Below are 25,590 nucleotides of genomic sequence, written 5' to 3'. Positions count from 1 at the left end.
CTTCTTCTCGCTGCGGCGAACTCAATCCTCGAGGGACAAATCCTATGATCAACCGTAAGTTCATGGCGAAGGTGGCGGGCGTCAGCGCTGCGGCCACCGTGGCCGTCGGCCTGTTCTCGACGGGCGCGGCCAACGCCGATACCTTCATTCCCCTGCCGGGTGGACACATCACCAAGACGCTGTCCGACGGCACCGTGGTCGACATCGCCCTGGTCGGCGAGTCGGCCAACATCAGCCCGTCGATGGGCTCCACCCCGGTCCACCGCAACGCGTGGGTCTCGGGTAGCGCTCAGGTCACCGTCTCCGACGGCGGCTCCGGCAAGATCTACCCCGGCTACACCGTGGGTTGCCAGGTCAACATCGCGGGCGGCGGCGTCTCCGGCGACGGCTCGGTCGAGAGCGACTGGGAAGGCAACGTCGACGCGGGCGTCGGCACCGGCGGCGAGCTGTCGCTCGGCCCCGGCCAGTCGAGCTCGTTCTACATCCTCGACCGCGAGGTTGCCGACGACTTCGGCAACGAATCGCACAGCAAGAACAACAAGTTCAAGAACGGCTCCGGTTCGGTGACCTGGTCCGACACCACCATCGGCCTGACCGGCTGCGCCGGCTACGCGCAGGCGCGTGCCTTCGTCTCCGTCGAGGTCGAGACCGACAACGTCATCTCCTGGGTGACCCTGTGGGGCGCTCCGTTCAGCCTCGGCTGATCTGTTCGCATCCCGAACTCGAAACGGGCCGGTCGCTACTGCGACCGGCCCGTTTTGTTGTGCTTTCAACGTCGTAGCGCTGGACATTACGAGTCCGCCTCATTATGTTGAACCCCGATTCATAGCTTCTCGATTCACCTCCCGGCAGGACGCTCAGTCCTGTTGCCAGCGGTGCCTGTCCCCGTGACACACCCCAGCTGGGTCCGGGCGCATCACAGATATCGGCCTCGATGGTCGAGGTCGGATTTGCGTATACCTCGAGGGGAAGAATGAGCGAGAACCGCACCAACCGCGGGCGTCGCGTCGCGTGGAGCGCAGGCGCCGCAGTGGCCGTGACGATCGGCCTGTTGCCGGCCGGTGCTGCCAACGCGGACACCTTTGTCCCGTTGCCGGACGGCCAGAAGGCCGGTCCCGGTGTCACTTTGAGTCGTACCGGCGAGCATGCCGTCGTCTCCCCGTCGCTGGCCGCCAACGGCGCTGGTCGCGTCGTGTGGGTATCGGGCAACGCGCGCGCCGATGTGCAGGTCACGCCGGAGGGTGAGGTCGGGCCGTGGAACGGTCCGTCGAACCGTCCCGGCTCCAACAATTCTTCGACGCATGGCGCGTCGAACCTGAGTCACGGATACATCGTCGGTTGCCAGGTCAGCATCGGCGACGACGCGGTCAGCGCCGGATTGTCCGGTGGTGTTTCGACTGGTGGCCCGTCGGCCGGTGGTTCGATCGGCCTCAACCTCGGACCAGGTCAGGTCGCCTTCGTGCAGATCGATGCCAAGGACATCCTGAAGCCCGGCGTCTATTCGGTGGAGTACCAGGACGCGGAGATCCAGGTCCAGGGTTGCGCGGGCTATGCCCAGGCTCGGTCCTACTCGGTGGTCGAGATCATCGGCGACCACTACTCCAAGACCACGTTGTACGGAGCACCGTTCAGCATCGGCTGATCGCGCATCCGAACCGAAACTCTTTCTCGTTCACACGAATTCACCCTCGAGGGGTCACTGTGATGATCAACCGTAAGAGCATGGCGCGCGCAGCCGGTGTCACGGCAGCGGCGACCGTGGCGTTGGGTCTGCTTTCCACAGGTGCGGCCAACGCCGACACCTTTGTTCCGCTGCCGGGCGGGCACATCACCAAGACACTGTCCGATGGCACCGTCGTCGATATCAGCCTGGTCGGCGAGTCTGCCAATATCAATCCGTCCCTGGGTTCCACGCCCGCGCATCGCAACGCCTGGGTTTCCGGCAGCGCGCAGGTGACGGTATCCGGTGGCGGCGGCGGCAAGATCTTCCCCGGTTACACGGTCGGCTGCCAGGTCAATATCGCCGGTGGCGGCGCGACCGGCGGCGCGGACGCCGAAAGTGATTGGGAGGGCGCTGTCACCGGCGGCGTGTCCTCCGGCGGCGAGCTCTCCATCGGCCCCGGCCAGTCGAAGTCCTTCTACGTCCTCGACCTCGAAATGGCCGACGACTTCGGCAACGAAACCCACAAGACCCGCAACGCCTTCAAGGGTGGCTCGGGCTCGGTGACCTGGGCCGACGAGACCATCGGCCTGTCCGGCTGCGGCGGCTACGCCCAGGCCCGTGCCTTCGTGAGCGTCGAGGTGGAAACCGACAACGTGATGAGCTGGGTAACCCTCTGGGGCGCGCCGTTCAGCCTCGGCTGAGCAATCGCAACAGATGAATTCGGGTCCCGCTCACCAGGTGAGCGGGACCCGAGCTGGTTGTGGGAGTGCCCGGATCAGTAGGTGTTCTTACCGTCGGCATTCGGCGCCGGTTCGGGCAGGTAGCTGTGCTTGCCGTTCGACAGACTGTGCTGTTCGGCGAGCAGGTCGCGGATCTGGATGAGCAATTCGTTTTCGCTGAGTTTCTCGTCGGCCTTGGAGAATCGTTTCTTCGCCTTGGTCGCCGGCACCACCAGGACGAAGTAGAGGATCAGCGCGACCAGCAGGAAGTTGATCGCCGCGGTGATGATCGGCCCGATCTCGATGAAGGTCGCCGGTTTGTCCGCGACGAGCTGGAAGCCGAGCCCCATCTCGTTCGATCCGCCGAACACCGCGAGGATCGGATTGATGATCCCGTTGGTGAACGCGGTGACGATCGCGACGAACGCCGTGCCGATGACGACGGCGACCGCCAGGTCGACCACATTGCCGCGAAGTAGGAAGTCCTTGAAACCTTTGAGCATTGCCGATGTCTCCTTCGTCCAGGAGCCGGCCGTGGGCGCTGTGCTCCCTATCGAATGATGCGAAACGGTGGTGCTTGGTTCCTCTGCGATGCTATCGAGAGTTCGGGCAAATCTCTCGCGAACTATACCGTCGCCGACGACAGGACGTTCAGTGGAAGACGACTGTCAGTGCCGTTCGCAGAGAAGCACCGGCGACAGCGGTCGCGTATTCGGTATCAAGGGCGAGCAGGACCACCCGTTCCGCCCCGCGTCGATCGCCCGTCGCGGTGACGAGCACGACCGCGGCATCGGTGGCCAGCGTCCGTGCGGGCTTGCTCGCCCCTGGTCCGCCCGCGTCCTCGACACCGATCACATCGACCCGGTCGCCCGCCCGCAACACATCAGCCACCGCGGCATCGGCCAACCGGATCGGCACGATCCGCGCATCGGCACTGCCTGCGGCCGCCGCGGCCAGCCGTGGACCGACGACGCGCAGATCGGTGAAGGTCTCGCCCGCGCGCATGGCACCGGTCAGTGTCGCGCCGAGCAGGGGAGCGGTCGAATCGACGGAACCGGTTGGCAGCGAACGGGATTCGTGGTGATCTATGCGCAGATCATCGGCGGTGAGCAGCCGACCGGGCGCCAGATCGCGGGCCGCGACGACCACGGTGACCTTCGCTCCGCCGGGGTCACCGCGCACGAACAACACGACGGCGGCGATGGCCAATACGGCGGCGGCGATGCGCCGGGCGAGTAGGGCATCGGCCCAGCCCGGACGATTACCGAGGGCGAAACGCCAGGAGCTGCCACGTCCCAGATCGGCGAGACTGCGAGTCATGGCGAAAGCGTAGAACCGTGGCAGTGCGGAAAAGCCGCCGAAAGCCCCGCCTGTGGATAACTACGGGGCTGTGGATAACTGCCGAAAAGTCAGCTGGCGGCGGCCGGAGTGGAGGTGGTGCTCGCACTCGACGACGAATCCCCGTTGCCGCTCGATCCGTTGCTGCTGGTACTGCTGCCGCTCTCGGCGGAGGTCTTCGCCGGCTCGCTCGCGGTGGACGCGCCGCCCCGGCTGTCGGTGCGGTAGAAACCGCTGCCCTTGAACACGATGCCGACGGAGTTGAACAGCTTGCGCAGCTTCCCGGAGCACTGCGGGCAGACCGTCAGTGTGTCGTCGGAGAAGGACTGAACGATATCGAAGCGGTTGTCACACTCGGTGCACGCGTACGAATAAGTTGGCACAGGATCCTCCGCAAGTCTCTCGTCGATCTAGCACTCTACCGCCGACACTGCCAACGTCGCGAATCGCCGTTTCATTCCGGCGAAACAGGGAGGTCGCGGCCCAGCTGCCGTAGCCCGCCGCCCGGGGTGAGCGCCCAACCCATTCGCCGATCGTGCGGTTCCTCGGGAAGCCGGTCGACCAGTTCATTATCCCGGACAACGGCGATCAGGCGAACGTCCGAGCGCGCGGCACCGAGCGTCCGGTCGTAGTACCCGGCGCCACGCCCGAGCCGCACCCCGCGTCGATCCACGGCGAGCGCCGGAACCAGGATGGTCGTGGCCTCGGCCACCACCGCGGGCGGCAACGTCTCGGTGGCCGGTTCGAGCAGGCCGTAACGGGCCTTGCGCAACGAACTCGCACCCTCGTAGCGCGCCCACTGCAGCGGACCCGGCTCGCCGGTCACCGGCAGCAACACGGTGGCGCCACGCTCGCGCACCGCGTCGAGCATCCGCAGATCGCCGGGTTCGCCCCGCACCGCGACGTAGGCGCACACGATGTCATCGACCCCGGCCAGACGGGCCGCGGCGGCGGCGAGGGCCGCCGCGTCGACAGCGTGTTCAGCGGGGTCGACCTGTGCGCGAGTGGCCAGGATCTCGCGGCGCCACGCATATTTGGTGCGCTCACCGGGCATCTCCACAGCGACCACCATAGTCTGCACAGACACGCAGCGATCCGGCGTCTTTCGCGCAGGGCCGCAGCGTTGGCGGAGGTACGCACAGGGTGCACAGCCGCCGAGCGATCCGATGTCTTTCGCGCATGGCCGGAGCAGAGGCGGAGGTACGCCTAAGCTCTTGCCGACGCCGGATCGCCGCGAGGAGACGATCGGACGGCACTGAATGGATAGGGTATTCGCATGACAGACAAGACTTCCGGTTTCCGCACTGCGGTGGTACCCGCGGCCGGACTCGGGACGCGGTTTCTGCCTGCCACCAAGACGGTGCCCAAGGAGTTGCTGCCGGTGGTCGACACCCCCGGAATCGAGCTGGTCGCCGCGGAGGCCGCCGACTCCGGCGCCGACCGCTTGGTGATCGTGACCTCGCCGGGCAAGGACGGCGTGGTCGCCCACTTCGTCGAGGATCTGGTGCTGGAGAGCACCCTGGCCGAGCGCGGGAAGTTCGCGCTGCTGGAGAAGGTTCGCAAGGCCCCGGCGCTGCTCGACGTAACCTCGGTCGTGCAGGAGGAGCCGCTCGGCCTCGGCCACGCGGTCGCCCAGGCCGAAGCCGTGCTCGACGACGACGAACTGGCCATCGCCGTTCTGCTGCCCGACGATCTGGTGCTGCCGTGTGGCGTGCTCGAGACGATGAGCCGGGTCCGTCGCGAACGCGGCGGGTCCGTGCTGTGCGCCATCGACGTGCCGAAATCCCAGGTCAGCGCCTACGGCGTCTTCGACGTCGAGGAATGTGCCGACGGCGCCGAAACCGACGTGCTGCGGGTGAAGGGCATGGTCGAGAAGCCCGACCTCGCCGACGCGCCGTCGACCCTGGCCGCAGCGGGCCGCTACCTGCTCGACCGAGTGATCTTCGACGCACTGCGCCGGATCACCCCCGGCGCGGGTGGGGAACTGCAGCTCACCGACGCCATCGCCCTGCTGATCGCCGAGGGCCACCCGGTGCACGTGGTGGTCCACCGTGGGTCGCGCCACGACTTGGGCAACCCGGGCGGTTATCTTCGAGCTGCTGTGGATTTCGCCCTCGAGCGGGAGGAATACGGTCCGCAACTGCGCGAGTGGCTGAACTTCCGGCTCAGCCCGGAGTGGGATCCACAGTCGCCCGTCGCCTAAACGCGCCAGATACGCCGCCGCCATAGATACAGGAGCTCGATGCGCTCGGTTGAGGATCAGCTGATCAAGGTCACCGCGGCTGCGGTCGCACCCCGGCCGGTCCGGGTGGCGATATCCGAAGCCCAGGGTTTGCTGTGCGCCGAGGACGTCGTCACCGAACGGCCGCTGCCCGGCTTCGATCAGGCCGCCATCGACGGGTACGCGGTGCGCAGCGTCGACGTCACCGCCGCGGGCGTCGACGTGCGCGACGAGGAGGGCGAGCTGATCGACCTCACCCTGCCGGTGGTCGGCGAGGTGGTGGCCGGTTCGCGCCAGCCCATCCGCTTGCAGCCGCGCCAGACCGTGCGGGTCGATACCGGCGCGCCGCTGCCGACCCTGGCCGACGCGGTGCTGCCGGTGGAGTTCACCGACGGTGGGCGGGCCAGGATCAAGGTTTTCGAGCCGGTGCGCTCCGGCGACTACGTCCGCCGCGTCGGTGACGATGTGCAGCCCGGCGATGTGGCCGTGCGCGCGGGCACGATCATCGGCGCGGCCCAGGTCGGCCTGCTCGCCGCCGTCGGCCAGGACAAGGTGCTCGTGCACCCGCGTCCACGGCTGTCGGTGATCTCCATCGGCGGCGAGCTGATCGACATCGATCGCACGCCCGGCCCCGGCCAGGTCTACGACGTGAACTCCTATGCCCTCGCGGCGGCCGCGCGCGACGCGGGCGCCGACGTGAACCGGGTCGGCATCGTCAGCGCCGATCCGCGCCGGCTGCGTGACGTGGTCGAAGGACAGCTGGTGCGCTCTGAGGTCGTGGTGATCGCGGGCGCGGTCGGCGGCTGGGCCTCGGATCAGGTGCGCGAGGCGCTCGACGGGCTCGGCGAACTGGAGGTCGACCGGGTCGCGATGCACCCCGGCTCGGTACAGGGTTTCGGCCGACTCGGGCGCGACGAGGTGCCCACCTTCCTGCTGCCCGCGAATCCGGTGAGCGCGCTGGTGGTGTTCGAGGTGATGGTGCGTCCGCTGATCCGGATCGCGCTCGGCCGTCGTCAGCCGATGCGTCGAATCGTCAACGCGCGCACCATCACTCCCATCACCTCCATGCCGGGCCGCAAGGGCTACCTGCGCGCGCAACTGCTGCGCGACGAGGCGACCGGCGACTACCTGGTGCAGCCGCTCGGCAACGGCAACAGCGGCTCCTCGCATCTGCTGGCCACCCTCGCCGAGGCCAACAGCCTGATCGTGGTGGAACCCGACGACACCGATTTCCGTACCGGTGACGAAGTGCAGGTCGCGTTCCTGGCGCAGCGCGGCTGAGCAGTGGACTCCATGAACGTGTTCCGGGCCGGACAGCACCCCGGATGGCCCGCCCGGCTCGGTCCGGTGCTGGTGGCAGGCGGCAAGGTGACGCTGCGACCGGTGCGTTTCCGCGACGCGGCCGCATGGAGCCGGATCCGGTTGCGCGACCGCGACCATCTGGAGCGGTGGGAACCGACCGGGCGCGGCTCGTGGGAGGCGCGCAATCACGCGTCGAACTGGCCGTCGCTGTGGACGAGTTTGAAGGCAGAGGCCCGGCGTGGGGCGATGATCCCGCTCGTCATCGAGGTCGACGGGCAGTTCAGCGGTCAGCTCACGATCGGCAATATCGTGCGCGGCGCGCTGCGGTCGGGCTGGATCGGGTATTGGGTGGCCAAGGATCTGGGCGGTCAGGGGGTGGCGACGGCCGCGTTGGCGCTCGGCCTCGACCACTGCTTCGGATCAGTCGGCCTGCATCGCGTCGAAGCGACCGTGCGACCGGAAAACCTTGCCAGCCAGGCGGTTCTGCGCAATGTCGGCTTCCGGGAAGAGGGCATGCTGCGCCGCTACCTCGATGTCGACGGCGCGTGGCGCGATCACCTTCTGGTCGGGTTGACCGTCGAAGAGGTTATGGGCACTGTGGTGGATCGCCTGGTCAGGGAGGGTCGAGCGGCGCGGCCGTGAAATTTCTGTTACTCATGTGGCAGGTGTGCACGGCGCGCCTGCCACACGGGCGCGTCTGCCCGAATTAACCTACGGACGTCAGTGGTGCGTCCACAGATGGACAACACGTAGGTGGGGACGGGAGGTGATGACCGCGATGCCGAACTCGATCCTGTGGATCGGACTGGTAGTGCTGTGGGTCTTCGTTCTGTTCCCGATCCTGGCGGACCGGCATCCCCGGATCCGCCGTACCACCGATGCCGCGCTCGCCACACGCGTGCTGCACCGTGGCGGGGCCGAACGACGGATCCGCATCGGCGCGGCAGGCGGTCACGAGAGTGACCCCGATTACCGACCCCGTGTGCTGCGCAAGCGCCCCCACCGAACTGATTCGGAGGATCGGATGACGACCGAAGAGCCCGTCACCGAAGATGACGACGAAAAGCTGACCCCCGCAGTCGAACTCGAAGCGGCGGCCGAGGTGGGCTCCGGCGAAGCCGAAGAGCCTACTGAAACAGCTGATCTCGACGACGACGTAGCTGAAGATGCCGCGGCGGAGCCACTCTCGGCGCAAGCGGGCGAAGATCCGCCCGTCGCCGCGCGCATCCCACCCGCGCCACCGGCCCGCCTCGACGACCTCACCGCCGAAGACGCCGAGTTCGATGACGACGACGACTTCACCCCCACGCGACGCGGCCGTGGCGGCTACGACCCCGAGGCCGACGCCATCGCCCGCGCCGCCCGCTACCGCTTCCGTCAGCGCGCGGTCATGGGCCTGATCATCGGCATGATCCTGTTCCTCGCCTTCGGGCTGCTGCTGAACTCGATGTTCTGGTGGGCGTGCGGGCTGTCCGCTGCCGTGCTCACCGGCTATCTCGCGTACCTGCGCAAGCAGGTCCACGTGGAGGAGGAGATCCGCCGCAGGCGCGCTGCCCGCCTGACCCGCGGCAAGCGTCAGGAAGCCGCTGAGGCGACCCCTGAGGCGGCTACCACGCGTCGCACGATGGACCGCGACACCGCACGCGCCCTGCGGCGCCGCTCCACGCTGCTCGACACCGACGACGAGGACCCGAGGTTCGAGTTCCTCGAGATCTTCGATCCGGCCACTTCTCGCGCACTCCGCAACCGGGTCGAGGACCTCGGTCAAGCCGTCGGCGAGTAACTGGTGCAACCACGCAATATCCGCAGGTCAGAGTACCGATTCGGTATCCGGGCGCAAGCCCTGATACAGTGTCACAGCGCGGTTCACCAGAGCCGCACGGGGCTATAGCGCAGTTGGTAGCGCGTCTCGTTCGCATCGAGAAGGTCAGGGGTTCGATTCCCCTTAGCTCCACCCAAGAAGGGCCCGGTCATCGACCGGGCCCTTTCTCTGTGTCGCCCCGACCCTGCTGCGAACCGCCACGCGGCACGCACTCTAGGCGTGCCGACGATCAATCGCATGCCCCCAATTGTTTTGGCATGACTATTGATGAATAGATACCGGCGAGTAAGAGCCTTTTCCATTTCGGGGGTCTGAATATTCGAGCCGCCGGCAGTTCTGCGCGCACGATGCCGGAGTGCAGTCTGAAAGCCTCATTTTGCTGTACAGCAGGGGTTTTGAATTATTCGCCTACTGCCTAAACCGTTAGCTCGGTCACATCGGTAACGCTGTCCAGGTAATAGCCGATAGAACGCAAACGGCTATTACTCTGCAGGTCAGCGCATTTGCGGACCTTGCCGAATAGCAGTAACGTTTCGGTAAATTACATGATCCGCGCAGGACCGCGAGCGCCCGCGCTCACCAAGTTCGCTGCCGGGGAGGAATCGGTTCACCAGCGAACAGATGTGACGCCACCAACGGGAGGGGGCGTCGAACGCGTCTGTTGGAAAGCATCAGAGGCAGTTCATGACAGCGGTCATCGAGGTTCGTTCCGAGCCCGAAGAAATACCGAATACCCATCCGTCGTTCGCTTTTCGTGGCGTCGCGCTGATCGCCTCGATCGCCGCGATAGCGCTGACGGTCACCGCGGGACGCTTCGACTTCTTCGGCGATGAACTCTATTTCCTTTCCGCCGGAAGACGACTCGACTACACCTTCGCCGATCAGGGTGCGGTGGTACCACTGTTCGCCTGGATCGCCGACACGCTCGCGCCGGGATCGGTGACGGCACTGCGGTTCCCGGCCATCCTGATGTGTGTCGGTGCGATCGTGGTGTCGGCGCTGATCGCCTACGAACTCCGGGGCAGTCACCGCGTGCAACTGCTCGCCGCGGCCACCTACGCGACCTCCAACCTGGTGGCCACCCAGGTCATCTTGAGCACCTTCGCCTTCGACGCCACCCTCACGGCCGTGATCACCTGGCTGTTCATCCGCTGGGTGCGGACGCGCCAGGACTGGCTGATCGTCGTGGCGGGACTGGTTGCCGCCGTTGACATGCAAGTGAAGTGGATGATCCCGATCGTCTGGGGATCCCTCGGCCTCGCCGTCATTCTGTGCGGACCCCGCGAGGTTCTGCGTCGTCCCGCACTCTGGGTGGCGTCGGGCATCCTTACGCTGTCGCTGGTTCCGATTCTGTTCTGGCAGTCGCAGCACAACTGGCCGCAGTTGGCCATGGGCTCGATTATCGCCGCCGAGCAGGATGCCACCGGATTCGGTCAGCTGGGATTCGTTCCGCAGTGGCTCGGTTTGGCGGGTTTCCTCGGCGTATTGCTGATGGCTGTCGGATTCTGGGCTGTGTTCAAACAGGAATCGTTACGGCCGTACCGATTCATTGCGATCGCCTTGGTGATCATGACCACAGTTGTTATCGTCACGCGCGGTCGGCCTTACTACCCGACGGGCTTCTTCCCGGCCATGTTCGCCCTCGGCGCCGTCGGCCTGTGGCAGTACGACCGGAAACGGTGGATGAATCTGGCGATGATTCCGGTCGCCGCCCTCTCGGTATTGGGATTCATCGTCTCGATCACGGTCACGCCGCTGCCCGCCAGTTGGCGCTTTGTCGCCGAAGACGGCATCGATCTCGGCATTCGATCGGGCTTCTGGGGCACCACCAATTGGACGGCACCGGTCGCGGCGGTCGACACCGGTTACGACAAGCTGTCACCCGCCGAGAAGGCGAATGCGGTCGTTGTGGCCCAGGGTTATTGGCAGGCGGGCGCCGTCGAACAATTCGGCGGGCAATACGACCTGCCTGCCACCTACAGCCCGAGTCGGGGCTTCGGCTTCTTCGGCCCACCACCGGACTCCGCGACCTCGGTGATCTACCTCGGGCTCGATTCCGCCGAGCCCGAATTGCGCTCCCGTTTCACCGAAGTGGAACGGGTCGCGCACCTCGACGACCCCATGGGCATCCCGGGCATCGACCGCATGACGGCCGTCTGGGTGTGCAAGGGCCCGAAGCAGCAGTGGTCGACCGCCTGGGACACCATGACCACCCTGTACTTCGATCTCGGTCTCTGGCGAGACCACCGGGCCACCACCCGGCCCACTCGCTGAGTCACGCAGAAACGCGAAAGGCCCGCCTCACCGGAGGCGGGCCTTTCGATACTCGGGAGATCGCGGTCAGTTCTTGACCAGCTCCGGCTCGTCAGCGGCGTCCTGCACGGGTGCGGCGTGCGGGTCGGTCGCCGCGCGGTTCGGCAGCAGGACCGCCATGACGATCACGATCAGGGCCAGGGCGGCCGAGATCAGGAAGGCCAGGCGCATGCCGTCCAGGGTGGCGGTGGCCGGTGCGACGCCCTCGTCGATGAGCGAGGTGCTGCGCGCCGACATGACGGTGACCACCAGGGCGGTGCCGAAGGCGGCCGCCACCTGCTGGATGGTGCCAAGCATCGAGCTGCCGTGCGAGTACAGGTTCATCGGCAGGGCGCCCAGACCCAGGGTGAACACCGGCGTGAACGCGGCGGCCAGCGACACCATCAGCAGGATGTGCAGGCCGAGCAGCTGCCAGTACGGCATGTCCGTCGAGATCTGGGTGAAACCGGCCAGCGAGGCGAAGATGCCGATCGAGCCGGGGATCACCAGCGCGCGCCCACCGAACTTGTCGAACATCTTGCCGACTGTCGGGCCGAGCAGACCCATCGCCAGACCACCCGGCATCACCAGCAGACCGGTCTGCAGTGGGCTCAGCCCGCGCAGGTTCTGCAGGTACAGCGGCAGCAGGATCATCGAGCCCATCATCGCCAGGAACGCGATCGACATGAGCACCAGCGCCTTGGTGTAGGTGCCCTGCAGCAGCACGCGCAGATCCAGCAGCGGGGTGCCGTTGCGCTGCAAGCTGATCTGACGCAGCGCGAACGCCGCGATCAGTGCGACACCACCGGCGGTGATCAGTGCCGCGGTGGTGTAGCTGTCACCGTGGAACTTGCTCAGACCGAACACCAGCCCACCGAAGCCGAGGGCGGCCAGCGCCACGCTGGGGAGGTCGAGCGTGCCGGGCTGCGGCTCGCCGACGTTCTCGAGCTGACGCAGACCCAGCCAGGTGACCACACCGGCGATCGGCAGCATCACCACGAACAGCAGTCGCCAGGATTCGATCCCGGGGATCTCGATCTGCAGGATCAGGCCGGAGATGACCGGGCCCATGGCGGGCGCGACCGAGATGGCCAGGGTGACGTTGCCCATCACGCGGCCACGGTCCCGCTCCGCCACGACGGTCATCAGGGTGGTCATCAGCAGCGGCATCATCACCGCGGTGCCACCGGCCTGGATGACGCGGCCGATCAGCAGTATCGCGAACGTCGGCGCGAGAGCCGAGATCACGGTGCCGACGATGAACACGCCCATCGCGGCCGCATAGGCCTGCCGGGTCGTGACCCGCTGCAGGAACCAGCCGGTGGTGGGGATGATCGCGGCCATCGTGAGCATGAACGCGGTGGAGACCCACTGCGCGGCGACCTCGGTGACGTGCAGGTCGCTCATCAACCGCGGGATCGCGTTGATCATGATGGTCTCGTTGAGGATGACGACGAAGGTCGCGAGCACCAGCACGCGGATGACGGTCGGTGTCTTGCCCTTCGTCATCGGTGGGGAGACGTCGGCTGGCATCGGGGTACCTCCGGGAAACATGGGAGCGGCTGGGCGGGAGCTGTGGCCCGATACCGAGTCGACGATGTCCCGGCACCACATGAGAAAAGACGGATTCCGTCGGTTTAACTCATCGGGCGCCGGTCAGTATTCCGGTCGGGTACGACACAAATCACCTGGTTTTTCGGGTGCGCGCTGGTCTGTGCGGGCTCGAAGCCACAGGTCAGCGGGGTTATCGAAGCGAATCTCAGATCCGATGGTGAGCCTGGTCACTGCGGGATCCGGGCTCATGACCGATCGGTGTGTTCGCCTGTGTTTACCTCCGGACGCCGGGTATACCGGGATTGTGACTACATCGAGAACGTGGCTTGCTGTGGTGTGCGCGATGATTGCTGCTCTCGGGGGTGCGAAGGCATCGGCCGATCCGGGGGCCTATGTGGCGGGGGAGGCGCCGCTGGGTGGTAGGTCCGCTCAGATCGATGTGTATTCGCCCGCGATGGGGCGGGTGATCCAGAACAAGGTGATCAAGGCTGCGGGGGCTGGGGCGCCCACGTTGTATCTCCTCACGGGGGCAGGCGGTGGCGCGGACGGGATCTCGTGGTGGGACAACACCGATGTCCGCAACTTCTTCGCCGACAAGTTCGTGAACGTGGTGATGCCGGTCGGCGGCGCGTTCACGTTGTACACCGACTGGGTGTCCGATGATCCGGGGGTCGGGCGGGTGCGGTGGGAGACGTATCTGACCCAGGAGTTGCCCGGGGTGATCGACGGTGCGCTCGATGCGAGCGGGCGCAATGCGATCGCGGGGGTGTCGATGAGTGCGTCGTCGGCGCTGGACCTGGCTATTCAGAGCGGGACGCGGTTCTCCGCGGTGGCGGCGTTGAGTGGGTGTCCGTGGGCTTCGGATCCGATGGGGATCGCGATGGCCAGTGCGCAGGCGGTGCGTGGTGGTGGGAATCCGGGGAACATGTGGGGGATTCCGGGTGGGCCGGGGTGGCGGGAGCATGACGTCTTCGCCAATGCGGGGCGGCTTGCGGGTAAGACTATTTTCCTGTCTGCCGCGACGGGCTTTCCTGGAGCGAAGGATCGTGGGTTGCCGATGCCGCCGATCGAGACTTTGGCGGGGGCGTGTACGGCTGCCTTTGCGGGGCGGCTTGGGCAGTTGGGGATTCCGGCTGTGCATGTTCATCGGCCGACTGGGTCGCATACGTGGGGGCAGTTCGAGGCTGATTTGCATGAAGCGTGGCCGCATCTGGCCGCGGCTATCGGGTGAGGAGACAGGCCGGTGTGCACGGTGTGGTGGGTGGGTTGTGGAAGACGGGGACGGGTTGGGGTGCGCGGTGTGGTCGGGAGTGTGGTGGGTGGGTTGGGAGGTGTGTGAAGACCTGGACAAGCTATGTGCTGGGGGTGGTGGGTGAGTTCGGCGTGGTCTGTAGGGCGGAAACTGCTTGGGGGTGTTGGGTGTTGGGTGGGGTGGGGTGGCGGGTGCGGCGGGACCACCACTGGAGGAGTGCGATACCGATCAGGGCCAGTAGGGCGGTTGTGAGGCTGATCGGCAGGCCGGGTGGGCGCCAGGTGACGGTGAGGGTCGCGTTGTGGGTGCCGGGAGGGATGTCGACCGCGACGAAGGTTCCCGCGACTGCTCGGATGGGGATTTCGCTGTTGCCGAGGGTGGCGGTGTAGCCGGGCCAGGCCAGGCGGGACAACACGATTCGGCCGCCGGTGCCGGAGGAGACGGTGGCGCGGTTGGTGAGGCCCGCTTCGGGCATGACGGTGGCGTGGACGCCGGATTCGTGGGCGATCAGGTCGCCGGGGGAGGGCAGCGGGTTCAGTCGTTCCAGGACCCAGATCTGGCGTTCGTGGCCGGGGTAGTGGACGAACTTCCAGCCGGCGGGGGCGGGGTCGTTTCCCGCGTGGGGGTACTGACTGCGTTGCAGGACAATGCGATCCAGCCGCATCAGGTCGACGATCGGTGTGTCGGTCGACGGTTCGACGGCGAAGACCCGCCGGTACGCGTCCGGGCAGGTGCCGCCGTCCCATGCCATGCACAGCAATCCGGCGAAGGCCGCGTGCCCGACGGGGGTGTAGCCGTTCACGTACTGCAGACCGAGGTTCTTGGCATAGCTGCCCAGTGCGATGGAGCCGTAAGTGCCCGCGAGCGTGCGCTCTTCGTCGCGCACCATGATCCGGTCCGCCAATTGCAGTGTGCGACCACCGAAATCGGGGAACGCGGCGGTCATGTCCGAGCGCTGCTCGGCGAAACCGTAGGACATCGGGGTTCGCGGTGCCGATGCCACCTGGGCGAACGCGATCGGGAATGTCGCGACGATGGTCAACGCCGCCGCGGCCGCGATCCCGCGAGTGCGTGCCAGCCACACCACCCCGGCGCCGAGCCCGACCACCACGAACGCGGCGAGGGCATGGCGTTCGACGAGTTTCGGTGCGGCGGAGAACGATCGGATGAACAGCAAGGCGATCAGGGCACCCGCCGCCGCGTACCGCCGCCGCGACGCAGTGAAGTCCCCGTACCGGCTGATCAGCACACACACCAGCACAAGCAGCGCGATCGCGAGCATCGGCAATACCCGCGCCGGCCATCGCAGCGGTCCGATCGCGCCAGGTCCCGCTGTCCACATCAGGGTCGCCACCGCGAACAGCGCGATGCCGCTCCACGACGCGGCATGACGCGCCGCGGCCTTCCAATCGATGAACGCGAGCGCCGGAATCACGAACCACGCGATGTAGACCATCGGCAGTGGCTGCACATGTCCCCACCACGCGGTGAACGCGGGCACGGTGCTGGGCAGGCTCGCATTGAGCGATTCCGACCACGGCACGGTCAGGAAGGGGTCGTTGTGGATGGTGGAGACGTCACCGCGCCAGGTGGCCTGTGAGGACAGCAGGATCGGCAGGTTCGCGATCATCGACGCGAGCACCGCGAGCCCGGATGCCGTGAGCAGCCGCAGAACCGGCGCCCACTTGCGCTGGTACAGGTACTCGCCCGCGGCGACGGTGGCGATCATCAGTCCGGATTCGACTGCGGGAAAGGCGTATTGGATGGTCAGTGCCAGGTACAGGAACACGAAGACCGGAATCGGCCCTGAGCGCCCGCGTGCGTAGAGAACGGCCGAGGCCCAGGCGTGGACCAGCCAGGCGGTGCCGGTCTGCGAGGTGAACCAGCTGGCCTCGTCGAAGAACAGGAACCACCCACTGAACGGAAACGCCACGCCGGCGACCGCGGCCCACGGCGCACGGGCGCCGTAGGCCAGGCAGATACGGAACACGCCGAGCGCGGCGATCGCGGCGAACACGAACTTCACGGCGGTCGCGTACAGGGCGAGATTGTCGAACGAGGGCGCCAGCAGATACACCAGCAACTGCGCGGGGTTGTAGAGCCCGGCCTCCTCGAGGCTGTAGTTGCCCGCCATCCATTCCCACGGCACCATCGCCGGGAAGCGGCCTGCCCGCAATTCGGTACCGAGCAGTTGCCACATGGGCACGTACTGCGCCTCGGTGTCGTCGGTATAGAAGTGCCGCGAATCGCCAAGTAGCACAGCGAGATACCCGACCAATACGGCGGCGACGACCACACCGGCCCACTGCACGACTTGTTTTCGCGGTTCGAGCTCCGCGCGTACCCACACGAGCGCGGGAGTTTAGGGCATCCAGGTGAATCGAACAATAGCGTGCGGTATCCACGCCGGGGTGGTGGACGTTTGTCCAGCTCAGATGTGGTTAGGGTGGGGTTTGATAGCATGGCGCAACCCGAGCAGGACCCTTCGAGAGAGTCATCAATTGCAGTTCGAATTCGTCGAGCGGGACGAGACCTGGGTGGCCGGGCTTCCGGTCCGCAGTCCCAAACGCGCACTCGGTGAGCTGCGCGACCGTGACCTCGAAGCAGCCTGGTCGGCGGTCCTGCATCAGGATCTCGGCGGGCCACTGGCCAGCGCGTACACCGACTACACCGGCGAGCTGAGCACCTACAACACCCAGATCGTGGGTTATCAGTGCGATTCGCTCGAGCAGGTCACCCGTGGACATCTGGCGGCGCGGCTCCCGCGCGGCACCTACGCGCGCTTCTCCTCGGTCGGTAACTTCCCGCAGGTGATGACGGATCTGTGGACCCAGATCGCCTACGCCGAAGAACACAACCAGATCAAGCGCACCTTCACCGGCGATTTCGAGTGCTACCCGCACGCCTACAAGATCGACCTGTACCTGGCGGTCGACCCGCGATGACCTATTCGATCGTGGTCCGTGGCGCGGCGCTGTACGGAGGGCTGGCGGTGCCGCGGGTGCACCCGAGCTTCAAGGTGAGCAACAGCGACCTGATCGAGTTCCTCAAAGACCGGCTGCGCGACCGTCCCGGCGGCGGCGAACCGCTGCACACGGTCTACGTCCCGGATCCGGCGGGCAACTGGAACGCGCTGGTCGCCCGCGAATACGCCACCCCCGCCGACGTGCCGGTCGGCGATCTCATGCTGGCTGTCCCCAAGGGCATCTACGCCCGCTTCGCGCCCAACGGCGACTATCACGACCCGGTGGAAGACGTCTGGGCTCAGGTCGACGACGCGACCGCGTCCGCCGAGATCTCCCGCGCCTACCGCGAGGAGATCGAAGTGTGGCACGGCCCCGATACGGTCGAGTTGTTCGTGTCGATCACCGTCGATAGCTGAAAGTTAGCCGAATTCGAACCGATCGGTTTGCATTACCTCGCCTTGCGTGTATACACCCGTTCTGACCTGGGGTTATTTCAACTGGCTCAGAAGGTTACCGGAAAATTAGCCACTCGTATGGTGCATTCGTTCCGAATGACGGATACTGCACCAGTTGGCATCGGTAGGAAGCCGACCGCGCACGGGCGTTGAGCACGGAGTAGGAACACGATGGCTGTCGAAGAAATACTGGCTGGAGTGTGGTTGCGGAGCATTCACCGTCGGGCCGAATCGGTCGAGGTGCTCCCGGCGCGGGATCGGATCGCTCCATGACCGGCCCCGACTATCCGGCGATGGATCATCGCCCGCTCGTTCTCGACCCGACCGACCCCGCCGACACGGCAACTCTGCGGCAGCTGTCGGACCTGGCCGGAATCCGCACCGACGACCTGCGTGCCGGGCTGCGTGCCGAGCTGGACCGGCTCACCGGTGTGCCGCCGGGGATCGACGCGGGCGAGGAACGCTGGGTCTACTACCCGTGGCGACGCGCGCTGGTCGCGATCCTCGGGCCAACGGCGTTCCAGGCGATTCGCTCCGACCGCAACCGCAACAAACTCACCAGGAGCGAACAGCAGCGCCTCACCCAGCTGAGGGTCGGCGTCGTCGGGCAGAGCGTCGGCCACTCGATCGCCTACACCCTCGCGCTCGAGGGGGCCTGCGGGCTGCTGCGCCTGGCCGACTTCGACACGATCGAGCTGTCGAATCTGAATCGAGTGCCCGGCGGGCTGTTCGACGTCGGCGTGAACAAGGCGATCGTCACCGCGCGCCGGATCGCCGAACTCGACCCCTTCCTGCCGGTCGAGATCTGGCCCGCGGGTGTGCTGGCCGACACGGTCGACGAGTTCCTCGACGGGCTGTCGGTGGTGGTGGAGGAATGCGATTCCCTCGACATCAAATTCGCGGTGCGCGAGGCCGCGCGCAGGCACCGGATGCCGCTGCTGATGGAGACCAGCGACCGTGGTCTGTTCGATGTCGAACGCTACGACCTCGAACCCGACCGCGAACCCTTCCACGGCCTGCTCGGCGCGACCACCGGCGAACAACTGGCCGACCTCGACACCAAGGCCAAGGCACCGCACGTGCTGCGGATCCTCGACCCGGGGCAGCTGTCCTCGCGGATGGCGGCCAGCCTCGCCGAGATCGGTGAAACGATCACCACCTGGCCCCAACTCGGCAGCGACGTGCAGCTCGGCGCCGCGATCGTCACCGCGGCTGTCCGCCGGATCGGGCTCGGCGCCAAGCTGTCCTCCGGTCGCACCCGCGTCGACCTCGACGCCACCCTCGACTCCCTCGCCGAACCCGGATACCTCGACGACGGCATCGACGCCGTCGTCGATGACCCCGTCGAACCGCCGCCTGCCGACCCGGTCGCGGCGATACTCGCCTGCGCGCAGCGCGCGCCGTCCGGCGGCAACGTGCAGCCGTGGCGGTTGCGCGGCGATACCGAGCTGATCGAGCTCGCCCTCGATCCCGCGGGGTCGACGGCCATGGACGTGCGCCTGCGTGGCAGTGCTGTCGCGATCGGTGCCGCAGTGCACAACGCCCGCGCTGCCGCGGCTGCGCACGGGTTGCTCGCCGACCACGAACTGGTCGTCGACGACCCGGCCGCCCCCTTGATCGCCCGATTGCGACTGCGTGCGGGCACCGACCCCGACCTCGCCGCCGACTATCCGCTCGCGCTCGCCAGGCACACCAACCGCCGCCTCGGCCGCCCGGCGCCGCTGCCGGGAACGGTCCTGCCCGCGCTGGCCGTAGCCGCCGCGGCCGAACAGGCGAGCGTGCGCGCCATCACCGGTGTCGACGCGCTGGCCGAGGCGGCGCTGTTGCTCGGCGCCAGCGATCGCGTCCGCTACCTCACGCCTCAGCTGCACGAACAGCTCTACGCTGAATTGCGTTGGCCAGGTGAAGATTTGATGACCGGGATCGACGTGCGCACGCTCGACCCGGCCCCGGACGAACTGGCGAAGATGCAGGTCGGTCGCCGCACCGATGTCATGGATCGGTTGCGCGAGTGGTCGGCGGGTTCGGCGCTCGGCGAGTTCACCGTCGACCGGGTGCGGGCCAGCTCCGCGCTGGTGGCGATCACCTTCGGTGCCCGCGACGGTGAGCCGGATCTGGCCGGCTACGCGCGGGCCGGTGCCGCGGTGGAAAGAGTATGGCTACGTGCGCAACTGCTCGGTCTCGCGGTGCAGCCGGTGTCGCCGGTGTTCCTCTATGCCGACCGGCCCGATGATTTGCGCAGCGTTTCTCCCGAGTTCACAGATACACTTGCCAGCATTCAGAGACGTTTCCTGGACCTGCTGGGAATCCCTGAGGATGAGAACGTGGCATTGGTTCTTCGTCTGAGCTACGCCGCGGCTGCGAGCGTTCGCAGTCGACGGTTGCCGGTGCCCGGCAGTAGAACTGTGCCGGTGCCCGGCAGTAGCAACGACGGATAGCGCGGATCGGAGACAACGTGCCTCGGCAAACGCTCGACTCACTGGTGACCCAGGTCGCCTCCGAGTTGATGGGTGTCGACGCCACGACCATGGTGGCGGTGAGCGAGCGTGTGCTCGCCTCCCTGGTCGAGCACTTCGATGTCGACGTGAGCTATCTACGCCACACCGACCGTGCGCGGCGTACGACCGTCCTCATCGCGGAATGGCCACCTCGCGTCGACATTCCCGATCCCGATCCGCTGCGCGAGGTCGAATTCGAGCATGCCGATTCGGTCTTCCGCGCCCTCGAATACGCCGTCGAACCGATCATCGTCCGACCCGATACCGCCAGCGCCGACTATCAGGAGACGATCCGCAAGTCCTCTGGCATCCCCGAGGTGGCCATGGCCTGCGTGCCGTTGGTCTCGCGCGGGGAGTCGACGGGCGTGCTCGGTTTCGTGAAGATGGGCGACCGCGCGTGGTCCAAGCGCGAGCTCAACGTCCTCAAGGCGATCGCCGCGCTGTTCGCACAATTGCAAGCGCGCGTGGTAGCCGAGGAGAAGCTGCGCTACATCGCCCTGCACGACGATCTGACCGGTCTGGCCAACCGCCGCGCCCTGCTCGAGTACATGGAGCAGCGATTGCGGGCGGGCAATCCGGGCCCGATCGCCACCTTCTTCCTCGATCTGGACCGGCTGAAGGCGCTCAACGACTTCCTCGGCCACAGCGCGGGCGACAATTTCATCCGCACGCTGGCCCACCGGCTGCGCGAGAATCTGGAACCCGACGACATGATCGCCCGGCTCGGTGGCGACGAGTTCGTGATCGTGCCCGCGGCGCCGATGGACGCGGTCGCCGCCGAACTGGAGGCGACCCGCATCCAGGAGCTCATCGGGCGCCGCGTCTCGGTGGGCCGGGAATCGGTCAGTCGTGGTGTGAGTGTCGGGGTGGCACTCGGCATTCCGGGCGAGACCCAGGTGTCGGATGTGCTGCGCCGCGCCGATCACGCGCTGTTGTCGGCGAAGTCCGGCGGCGGCAATGGGGTTGCGGTGTTCACCGACGCCATGCGCGCGCAATTCGAACTGCAGGACGACGTGGAGCTGAACCTGCGCAGCGCGGTGTCGGACGGGTCGCTGGTGCTGCACTACCAGCCCGAGGTCGACCTGCGCACCGGGCGGATCGTGGCGCTGGAAGCGCTGGTGCGCTGGCAGCATCCCACGCGCGGGCTGCTGCCGCCTGGCGCGTTCGTCTCGGTGGCCGAGGCCACCAACCTGGCCGGTGAACTGGGCCGGTGGGTAATCCGTTCCGCCTGTTCGCAATTCGCGGATTGGCGCCGACGCGGGCTGGCCTCGAATGTGGTGATCCGGATCAATGTCTCGCCGGTGCAGCTGGTTTCGGTGGATTTCGTCGAACGCATCGAAGATGTCCTGCAGCTGTTCGGCATCGACGGCAGTTCGGTGTGCCTCGAGATCACCGAACATGTCGTGGTGCAAGACCTCGTGCGTACCCGGCTCACCCTGCGCGGGCTCAAGCGGATGGGCGTGCAGATCGCCATCGATGACTTCGGTACCGGCTACAGCTCGCTGTCGCATCTCAAGGCGCTGCCGGTGGACGCGGTGAAGATCGACCGCGGGTTCGTCCAGCGTCTCGGTGACAGCAACGACGACCTGGCGATCGTGAAATCGATCATTGGACTCGCAGGCTCGTTCGGCCTCGGCGTGGTCGGCGAGGGCGTGGAGACGGCGATGGCGGCGCGCACGCTCGTCGGACTCGGTTGCTATCGCGCGCAGGGCTTCCTGATCGCACGGCCGATGCCCGCCGAGGAAGTCGAGGCGCAGTTACGGGAGGGCCGTATTCCGCTCGATCTCGATCTGCCGCGAGCGGGCCGCGGCGTGGCGCCGAGCTGATCGCGAATATGCCGGCTGGTAGATGGCTGCTGCTGGAGACCCTCGCCGGGGATCTCGAGCCCACCCTCGTCGCCGAGGACGCCACCACCAGACCGTGGACCGTTGCCGCGCGGCTGCACCGCACGGTCGGTCCGGCGCGTGCTCGCCTCGTCGTCGACACGGTGCGCCGATGCGTAGCCGCCGGCGACCCGCAGCGCGCGGTCGAGGGTGACAACGTCGTGCTGGCCGAGCCGATTCGCTGCGCCTTCGACGGAATCCACGGCGTCCAGGTCTGGGTCGGTCCGGTGGACGCGCCGGTCCGGCCGAAACGGCGGGTCGCCGCATGGGATTGGGACGCGGTCACCGAACTCGCCCATCACGGGCCCGGTTTGGAGGAACTCGTCTTCGCCAGGGAGTCGGAGCACGTGCAGGTGGTCCGCACGCCGCCCGACGCGTTCGGGCGCATGGTTCGCTTCGACGGCCGGGTCGACTATTTCGACATGGCCACCCGGCTCGAGCCTGGCGGGCACTGGCAGGGCGAGGTCGACATGCTCGGTGACGACGACGGCGTTCGCCGATTCCAGATGGTGACAAGGGCGCGACCCGAGCAGCGCAGAGTGAGCGCGTTGATGCACGCGCTGCCCGAACTCGGCGATGACGCGGCGGCCGTCGACCCCGACGTCGCGATGCTGCGTGCGGTGTCGCAGCGCAGCGGTGTCGGCGTCGGCATCGTCCTGCTGTCGAGCGGGATCATCTACGAATGGGCAGCGGATCCGCCCCCGCCCCTTGACCGGTGGGCGGTGGAACGACCGGCCATCGATCCCGCGGATTTCGCCGCACTGCGGGCGGCGTGCGCTGACGCCGCCCGACGGCCGGGTACCTCACAGCGGCTCGCACTGCGCGTGCGCTTCGCGGAGGGGGAGTGGATCAACGCGGACGCCGAGCTGGTGACCATCACCACGGCCGCCACCGGTCACGGGTTGCTGCGCGTCTGGTCGGCCGACCACCCCGGCTGATCGCCGTCCGATCCGGCGTCTTCGCTGGTCGGCGGGTTGTGCGGGCAGGCGGTCCCGGTGTCCCGATGCTGGTTGGTCGCATCTTTCGACGCTGTTCACTTCCCGTTCCTCGGGCATAACCCCTGGGTAACCCGCGCGGCGCGACGATCGGCGGGTGCGCATCGTGCAGCTAGCCAATTTCTATGGCCCGCGGTCGGGTGGGTTGCGCACTGCCCTGCACCACCTGGGTGAGGGCTATGTGGCAGCGGGGCACGAAGTGGTGCTGATCGTGCCGGGGTCGCGTCGTTCCGAAGAGGTGCTGCCCACGGGCGCGCTGCGAATTACCCTGCCCGCATTGGGAATTCCGTGGACCGGTGGATATCGGGCAGCCGATCCGCGGCGGGTGGCCGATGTGCTGTCGGGGTTGTCGCCGGATGTGCTCGAGGTGTCCGACCGGCTCACGCTGCGCGGATTCGGCCGATGGGCGGGGCGACGCGGAGTGGCGAGCGTGATGATCTCGCACGAGCGGCTGGACCGGCTCCTCGGCCAGTTCTTGCCCGGACCCGCGGCGCGCCGCTGCGCCGATGTCGCCAACCGGCGCACGGCCGACGACTACGACATGGTCGTGTGCACCACTGATTTCGCGCGCGAGGAATTCCTGCGGATCGGCGCGCCCAACGTGGAACTGGTGCCGCTCGGCGTCGACCTCGACCTGTTCAGCCCACGCCGCCGCGACCTCGGCCTGCGCGCCGATCTCGGCGTCGCCGGACACCCGCTGCTGGTGCACTGCGGACGGCTCTCGGTGGAGAAGCGCGTCGACCGCAGCATCGAAGCGGTCGGCGCCCTGCATCGAGCCGGGGTGCCCGCCCGCCTGGTCGTCGCGGGTGACGGCCCCCGCCGCGAGTCACTCGAACGCCGCGCCCGCACCCTGCCTGCCCTCCCGGGCGGCGCACCGGCGGTCCACTTCACCGGGTTCATCAACGACCGCGCGATGGTGGCGAAACTCCTTGCCACCGCGGATGTTTCACTCGCCCCCGGCCCGCACGAAACCTTCGGCCTCGCCGCCCTGGAGGCCTTGGCGGCAGGCACCCCGGTGGTCGCGAGCCGCTCCTCCGCCCTCGCCGACATCGTCACCACCGAGTGCGGAGCCATCGCCGCCGACCGCCCCCGAGCCTTCGCCCAGGCCGTCACCGACGTCCTGGCCATGCCGACCTCCGGTCGCCGCCGAGCCGCCCGCTCCCGCGCCGAACAATTCGGCTGGCCCCGCGCGGTCGCGGGCATGCTGGCCGTGCTCGGCAGGCCGTAGCCGCTATTTCCAGGCGGCGAGCAGGGTGGTCGCCTCGCTGCCCAGCGCGGCCTGGAGGAACGGGCCGAAGCTGATGCGGGCTACGCCGAGGCCGGCGAAGTAGTCCTTGGCCGGGGTGCCCGGTTGGCCGATCGCGTTGATCGGCAACGGCAGGTCGGTGGTGAGCCGGCGCAGGTCGGCGTCGGCGTGCTTGCCCACCGGGTACAGCACGTCGGCGCCCGCTTCGGCGGCCAGGGTCAGGCGGGCGATAGCGCGGTCGAGGCGGTCGGATTCCTCGCCGTCTTGCCGGAGGAACAGGTCGGTGCGGGCGTTGACCACCACGTGGACGCCTGCCGCGTCGGCGGCTTCGCGGAGGCCGCGGACCAGGTCGGCGTGTTCGGTGGGGGTGCGAAGACGCTTGCCTTCGCTGTGGACGGTGTCTTCGATATTGAGGCCGACGGCGCCCGCGGCGAGCAGGCCGTCGATGAGCTGTAGCGGTTCGAGGCCGTAGCCGGATTCGATGTCGACCGAGACCGGGACCTCCACCGAGGCGGTGACCTGGGCGACGCGGGCGAGGAGTTCATCGAAGCTCATACCCTCGCCGTCGGCGCGGCCGATCGAGTCGGCGACCGGGTGGCTACCCATGGTCAAACCCGAAAAACCGGCCGCCACAGCGACATTCGCCGACCACGCGTCCCATACGGTCGGCAGCACCACCGGATTTCCCGGACGGTGCAGTTCGAGCAGGGTTTTCGCCTTGGTATCCAGAGAAGTCATACCCGCGATGATGCCCCAGGCGTCCGACAAGGGCTATACGCAGCCGGATTTGGGCGGGCAGTTCACCTGAACATCCAGCACGCGCGCGCCGGGGCCCTCCGCGCCGAGGCGGTCGTGCTCGTTGACGAGCTTGCACGAGCCGAGCGAGAGGCAGCCACAGCCGATGCAGCCGGTCAGGTTGTCGCGCAGGCGGACGAGCTGGGTGATGCGGTCGTCGAGATCCGCACGCCAGGTCGTCGACAGATTCTCCCAGTCGCGACGGGTCGGGGTGCGGCCTTCTGGGAGCCGGTCCAATGCCGACCGGATCTCACTGAGTGGGATGCCGACTCGTTGCGAGATGCGGATGAAGGCGACCCGGCGCAACGTCTCGCGAGAATATCGGCGTTGATTGCCGCTGGTTCGACGGCTCGATATGAGACCTTCGCGTTCATAGAAGTGCAACGCGGACACTGCAACTCCACTACGATCGGAAAGCTGCCCGGGGGTCAGCTCCTTCGTTTGCCAATCGGCCATCGTCATCTATAGCTCCTCCCACTTCCACCTAAACAATACTTCAGGTATTCGTGTCCTGTACGAAAAATGAGCGGAACAGGTGTGCGAACGCGCACTGACGGGCCGAACCCAGCGCGTTGCGGCTCGCAGACAT

The 25,590-nt window shown here is 67.1% G+C and carries 23 protein-coding genes and 1 tRNA gene; 16 read left to right on the top strand and 8 right to left on the bottom strand.

Annotated elements, in window-relative coordinates; all coding sequences use genetic code 11:
* The first annotated feature begins 44 nt into the window (after window positions 1-44).
* The 3 genes from ACQHI0_RS24230 to ACQHI0_RS24220 all read left to right on the top strand — a co-directional run bounded on the left by ACQHI0_RS24230 (window position 45) and on the right by ACQHI0_RS24220 (window position 2,364).
* A complete protein-coding gene (locus ACQHI0_RS24230; protein ID WP_427904119.1) occupies window positions 45-704 on the top strand; it encodes an MspA family porin in 660 nt (219 codons plus the stop codon).
* Between the two features lie 269 nt (window positions 705-973).
* A complete protein-coding gene (locus tag ACQHI0_RS24225) occupies window positions 974-1,642 on the top strand; it encodes an MspA family porin (RefSeq protein WP_427904118.1) in 669 nt (222 codons plus the stop codon).
* Between the two features lie 62 nt (window positions 1,643-1,704).
* Entirely contained in the window at window positions 1,705-2,364 is a 660-nt protein-coding gene (locus tag ACQHI0_RS24220; protein ID WP_427904117.1) for an MspA family porin, read from the top strand.
* Window positions 2,365-2,438: 74 nt separating this feature from the next.
* On the opposite strand, the gene mscL is transcribed toward ACQHI0_RS24220, so the two are convergent.
* From mscL to ACQHI0_RS24200, 4 genes are all read right to left on the bottom strand, one after another.
* Window positions 2,439-2,885 (bottom strand): large conductance mechanosensitive channel protein MscL, encoded by a 447-nt coding sequence (gene mscL, locus ACQHI0_RS24215; protein ID WP_427904116.1) that lies wholly within the window; start codon window positions 2,883-2,885, stop codon window positions 2,439-2,441.
* A gap of 148 nt (window positions 2,886-3,033) precedes the next feature.
* The gene (locus tag ACQHI0_RS24210; protein ID WP_427904115.1) at window positions 3,034-3,702 is read right to left on the bottom strand and encodes an SAF domain-containing protein; all 669 of its coding nucleotides are present in this window, start codon (window positions 3,700-3,702) and stop codon (window positions 3,034-3,036) included.
* 89 nt (window positions 3,703-3,791) lie between these two features.
* Entirely contained in the window at window positions 3,792-4,103 is a 312-nt protein-coding gene (locus tag ACQHI0_RS24205) for an FmdB family zinc ribbon protein (protein WP_427904114.1), read from the bottom strand.
* 71 nt (window positions 4,104-4,174) lie between these two features.
* On the bottom strand, window positions 4,175-4,792 hold the full coding sequence (locus ACQHI0_RS24200; RefSeq protein ID WP_427909279.1) for a 5-formyltetrahydrofolate cyclo-ligase: 618 nt from the start codon (window positions 4,790-4,792) through the stop codon (window positions 4,175-4,177).
* Window positions 4,793-4,996: 204 nt separating this feature from the next.
* On the opposite strand from ACQHI0_RS24200, the gene ACQHI0_RS24195 reads away from it, so the two are divergent.
* From ACQHI0_RS24195 to ACQHI0_RS24170, 6 genes are all read left to right on the top strand, one after another.
* On the top strand, window positions 4,997-5,923 hold the full coding sequence (locus ACQHI0_RS24195) for a UTP--glucose-1-phosphate uridylyltransferase (protein ID WP_427904113.1): 927 nt from the start codon (window positions 4,997-4,999) through the stop codon (window positions 5,921-5,923).
* Window positions 5,924-5,962: 39 nt separating this feature from the next.
* Window positions 5,963-7,222: a molybdotransferase-like divisome protein Glp gene (gene glp, locus ACQHI0_RS24190; RefSeq protein ID WP_266293338.1), complete on the top strand. Its 1,260-nt coding sequence runs from the start codon at window positions 5,963-5,965 to the stop codon at window positions 7,220-7,222.
* A gap of 12 nt (window positions 7,223-7,234) precedes the next feature.
* Window positions 7,235-7,885 carry a GNAT family N-acetyltransferase gene (locus ACQHI0_RS24185; protein ID WP_427904112.1) on the top strand — a complete coding sequence of 217 codons (651 nt, stop codon included), beginning with the start codon at window positions 7,235-7,237 and terminating at the stop codon, window positions 7,883-7,885.
* 136 nt (window positions 7,886-8,021) lie between these two features.
* Complete coding sequence (sepX, locus tag ACQHI0_RS24180; protein ID WP_427904111.1) at window positions 8,022-9,026, top strand: divisome protein SepX/GlpR; 1,005 nt, start codon at window positions 8,022-8,024, stop codon at window positions 9,024-9,026.
* Window positions 9,027-9,124: 98 nt separating this feature from the next.
* A tRNA-Ala gene (locus ACQHI0_RS24175) sits at window positions 9,125-9,197 on the top strand.
* A 552-nt stretch (window positions 9,198-9,749) separates the two neighbouring features.
* On the top strand, window positions 9,750-11,339 hold the full coding sequence (locus ACQHI0_RS24170) for a glycosyltransferase family 39 protein (RefSeq protein ID WP_427904110.1): 1,590 nt from the start codon (window positions 9,750-9,752) through the stop codon (window positions 11,337-11,339).
* A 66-nt stretch (window positions 11,340-11,405) separates the two neighbouring features.
* On the opposite strand, the gene ACQHI0_RS24165 is transcribed toward ACQHI0_RS24170, so the two are convergent.
* Window positions 11,406-12,890: an MDR family MFS transporter gene (locus tag ACQHI0_RS24165; protein WP_427904109.1), complete on the bottom strand. Its 1,485-nt coding sequence runs from the start codon at window positions 12,888-12,890 to the stop codon at window positions 11,406-11,408.
* A gap of 364 nt (window positions 12,891-13,254) precedes the next feature.
* Between ACQHI0_RS24165 and ACQHI0_RS24160 the strand changes: the two genes are divergently transcribed.
* Window positions 13,255-14,142 (top strand): alpha/beta hydrolase, encoded by an 888-nt coding sequence (locus ACQHI0_RS24160; protein WP_427904108.1) that lies wholly within the window; start codon window positions 13,255-13,257, stop codon window positions 14,140-14,142.
* 121 nt (window positions 14,143-14,263) lie between these two features.
* Here the strand turns inward: ACQHI0_RS24160 and ACQHI0_RS24155 are convergent, their stop codons facing one another.
* A complete protein-coding gene (locus ACQHI0_RS24155; RefSeq protein ID WP_427904107.1) occupies window positions 14,264-16,513 on the bottom strand; it encodes a hypothetical protein in 2,250 nt (749 codons plus the stop codon).
* A gap of 151 nt (window positions 16,514-16,664) precedes the next feature.
* Between ACQHI0_RS24155 and ACQHI0_RS24150 the strand changes: the two genes are divergently transcribed.
* From ACQHI0_RS24150 to ACQHI0_RS24125, 6 genes are all read left to right on the top strand, one after another.
* Window positions 16,665-17,108 (top strand): GyrI-like domain-containing protein, encoded by a 444-nt coding sequence (locus ACQHI0_RS24150; RefSeq protein ID WP_379325758.1) that lies wholly within the window; start codon window positions 16,665-16,667, stop codon window positions 17,106-17,108.
* Window positions 17,105-17,545, top strand: coding sequence for an AraC family transcriptional regulator (locus ACQHI0_RS24145; RefSeq protein ID WP_427904106.1), 441 nt, complete (start codon window positions 17,105-17,107; stop codon window positions 17,543-17,545). Before ACQHI0_RS24150 ends, ACQHI0_RS24145 begins: the two co-directional genes overlap by 4 nt.
* Window positions 17,546-17,853: 308 nt before the next feature.
* Window positions 17,854-20,022, top strand: a complete 2,169-nt coding sequence (locus ACQHI0_RS24140) for an Rv1355c family protein (protein WP_427904105.1) — start codon at window positions 17,854-17,856, stop codon at window positions 20,020-20,022.
* 68 nt (window positions 20,023-20,090) lie between these two features.
* Window positions 20,091-21,908 carry a putative bifunctional diguanylate cyclase/phosphodiesterase gene (locus ACQHI0_RS24135; protein WP_427909278.1) on the top strand — a complete coding sequence of 606 codons (1,818 nt, stop codon included), beginning with the start codon at window positions 20,091-20,093 and terminating at the stop codon, window positions 21,906-21,908.
* Window positions 21,909-21,916: 8 nt separating this feature from the next.
* Window positions 21,917-22,903, top strand: a complete 987-nt coding sequence (locus ACQHI0_RS24130; protein ID WP_427904104.1) for a GAF domain-containing protein — start codon at window positions 21,917-21,919, stop codon at window positions 22,901-22,903.
* A gap of 154 nt (window positions 22,904-23,057) precedes the next feature.
* Entirely contained in the window at window positions 23,058-24,188 is a 1,131-nt protein-coding gene (locus ACQHI0_RS24125; protein ID WP_427904103.1) for a glycosyltransferase, read from the top strand.
* Window positions 24,189-24,191: 3 nt separating this feature from the next.
* Here the strand turns inward: ACQHI0_RS24125 and ACQHI0_RS24120 are convergent, their stop codons facing one another.
* Window positions 24,192-24,944, bottom strand: a complete 753-nt coding sequence (locus ACQHI0_RS24120; protein ID WP_427904102.1) for an isocitrate lyase/PEP mutase family protein — start codon at window positions 24,942-24,944, stop codon at window positions 24,192-24,194.
* A gap of 33 nt (window positions 24,945-24,977) precedes the next feature.
* The gene (soxR, locus tag ACQHI0_RS24115; RefSeq protein WP_427904101.1) at window positions 24,978-25,463 is read right to left on the bottom strand and encodes a redox-sensitive transcriptional activator SoxR; all 486 of its coding nucleotides are present in this window, start codon (window positions 25,461-25,463) and stop codon (window positions 24,978-24,980) included.
* Window positions 25,464-25,590: the final 127 nt, after the last annotated feature.

It is taken from the genome of Nocardia sp. FBN12 (assembly GCF_050320175.1).
GTDB lineage: Bacteria > Actinomycetota > Actinomycetes > Mycobacteriales > Mycobacteriaceae > Nocardia.
This window is presented reverse-complemented; position numbering and strand designations above follow the sequence as displayed.

Bases quoted from the DNA above. Each gene is read 5' to 3' on its own strand.
- ACQHI0_RS24220 (WP_427904117.1), top strand. From the start codon at position 1,705: ATGATCAACCGTAAGAGCATGGCGCGCGCAGCCGGTGTCACGGCAGCG.
- ACQHI0_RS24120 (WP_427904102.1), bottom strand. From the start codon at position 24,944: ATGACTTCTCTGGATACCAAGGCGAAAACCCTGCTCGAACTGCACCGT.
- ACQHI0_RS24130 (WP_427904104.1), top strand. From the start codon at position 21,917: ATGCCGGCTGGTAGATGGCTGCTGCTGGAGACCCTCGCCGGGGATCTC.
- ACQHI0_RS24145 (WP_427904106.1), top strand. From the start codon at position 17,105: ATGACCTATTCGATCGTGGTCCGTGGCGCGGCGCTGTACGGAGGGCTG.
- soxR (WP_427904101.1), bottom strand. From the start codon at position 25,463: ATGACGATGGCCGATTGGCAAACGAAGGAGCTGACCCCCGGGCAGCTT.
- ACQHI0_RS24165 (WP_427904109.1), bottom strand. From the start codon at position 12,890: ATGCCAGCCGACGTCTCCCCACCGATGACGAAGGGCAAGACACCGACC.
- mscL (WP_427904116.1), bottom strand. From the start codon at position 2,885: ATGCTCAAAGGTTTCAAGGACTTCCTACTTCGCGGCAATGTGGTCGAC.
- sepX (WP_427904111.1), top strand. From the start codon at position 8,022: ATGCCGAACTCGATCCTGTGGATCGGACTGGTAGTGCTGTGGGTCTTC.
- ACQHI0_RS24185 (WP_427904112.1), top strand. From the start codon at position 7,235: ATGAACGTGTTCCGGGCCGGACAGCACCCCGGATGGCCCGCCCGGCTC.
- ACQHI0_RS24200 (WP_427909279.1), bottom strand. From the start codon at position 4,792: ATGGTGGTCGCTGTGGAGATGCCCGGTGAGCGCACCAAATATGCGTGG.
- ACQHI0_RS24195 (WP_427904113.1), top strand. From the start codon at position 4,997: ATGACAGACAAGACTTCCGGTTTCCGCACTGCGGTGGTACCCGCGGCC.
- ACQHI0_RS24210 (WP_427904115.1), bottom strand. From the start codon at position 3,702: ATGACTCGCAGTCTCGCCGATCTGGGACGTGGCAGCTCCTGGCGTTTC.
- ACQHI0_RS24140 (WP_427904105.1), top strand. From the start codon at position 17,854: ATGACCGGCCCCGACTATCCGGCGATGGATCATCGCCCGCTCGTTCTC.
- ACQHI0_RS24135 (WP_427909278.1), top strand. From the start codon at position 20,091: ATGGGTGTCGACGCCACGACCATGGTGGCGGTGAGCGAGCGTGTGCTC.
- ACQHI0_RS24230 (WP_427904119.1), top strand. From the start codon at position 45: ATGATCAACCGTAAGTTCATGGCGAAGGTGGCGGGCGTCAGCGCTGCG.
- ACQHI0_RS24170 (WP_427904110.1), top strand. From the start codon at position 9,750: ATGACAGCGGTCATCGAGGTTCGTTCCGAGCCCGAAGAAATACCGAAT.
- ACQHI0_RS24160 (WP_427904108.1), top strand. From the start codon at position 13,255: ATGATTGCTGCTCTCGGGGGTGCGAAGGCATCGGCCGATCCGGGGGCC.
- ACQHI0_RS24225 (WP_427904118.1), top strand. From the start codon at position 974: ATGAGCGAGAACCGCACCAACCGCGGGCGTCGCGTCGCGTGGAGCGCA.
- glp (WP_266293338.1), top strand. From the start codon at position 5,963: ATGCGCTCGGTTGAGGATCAGCTGATCAAGGTCACCGCGGCTGCGGTC.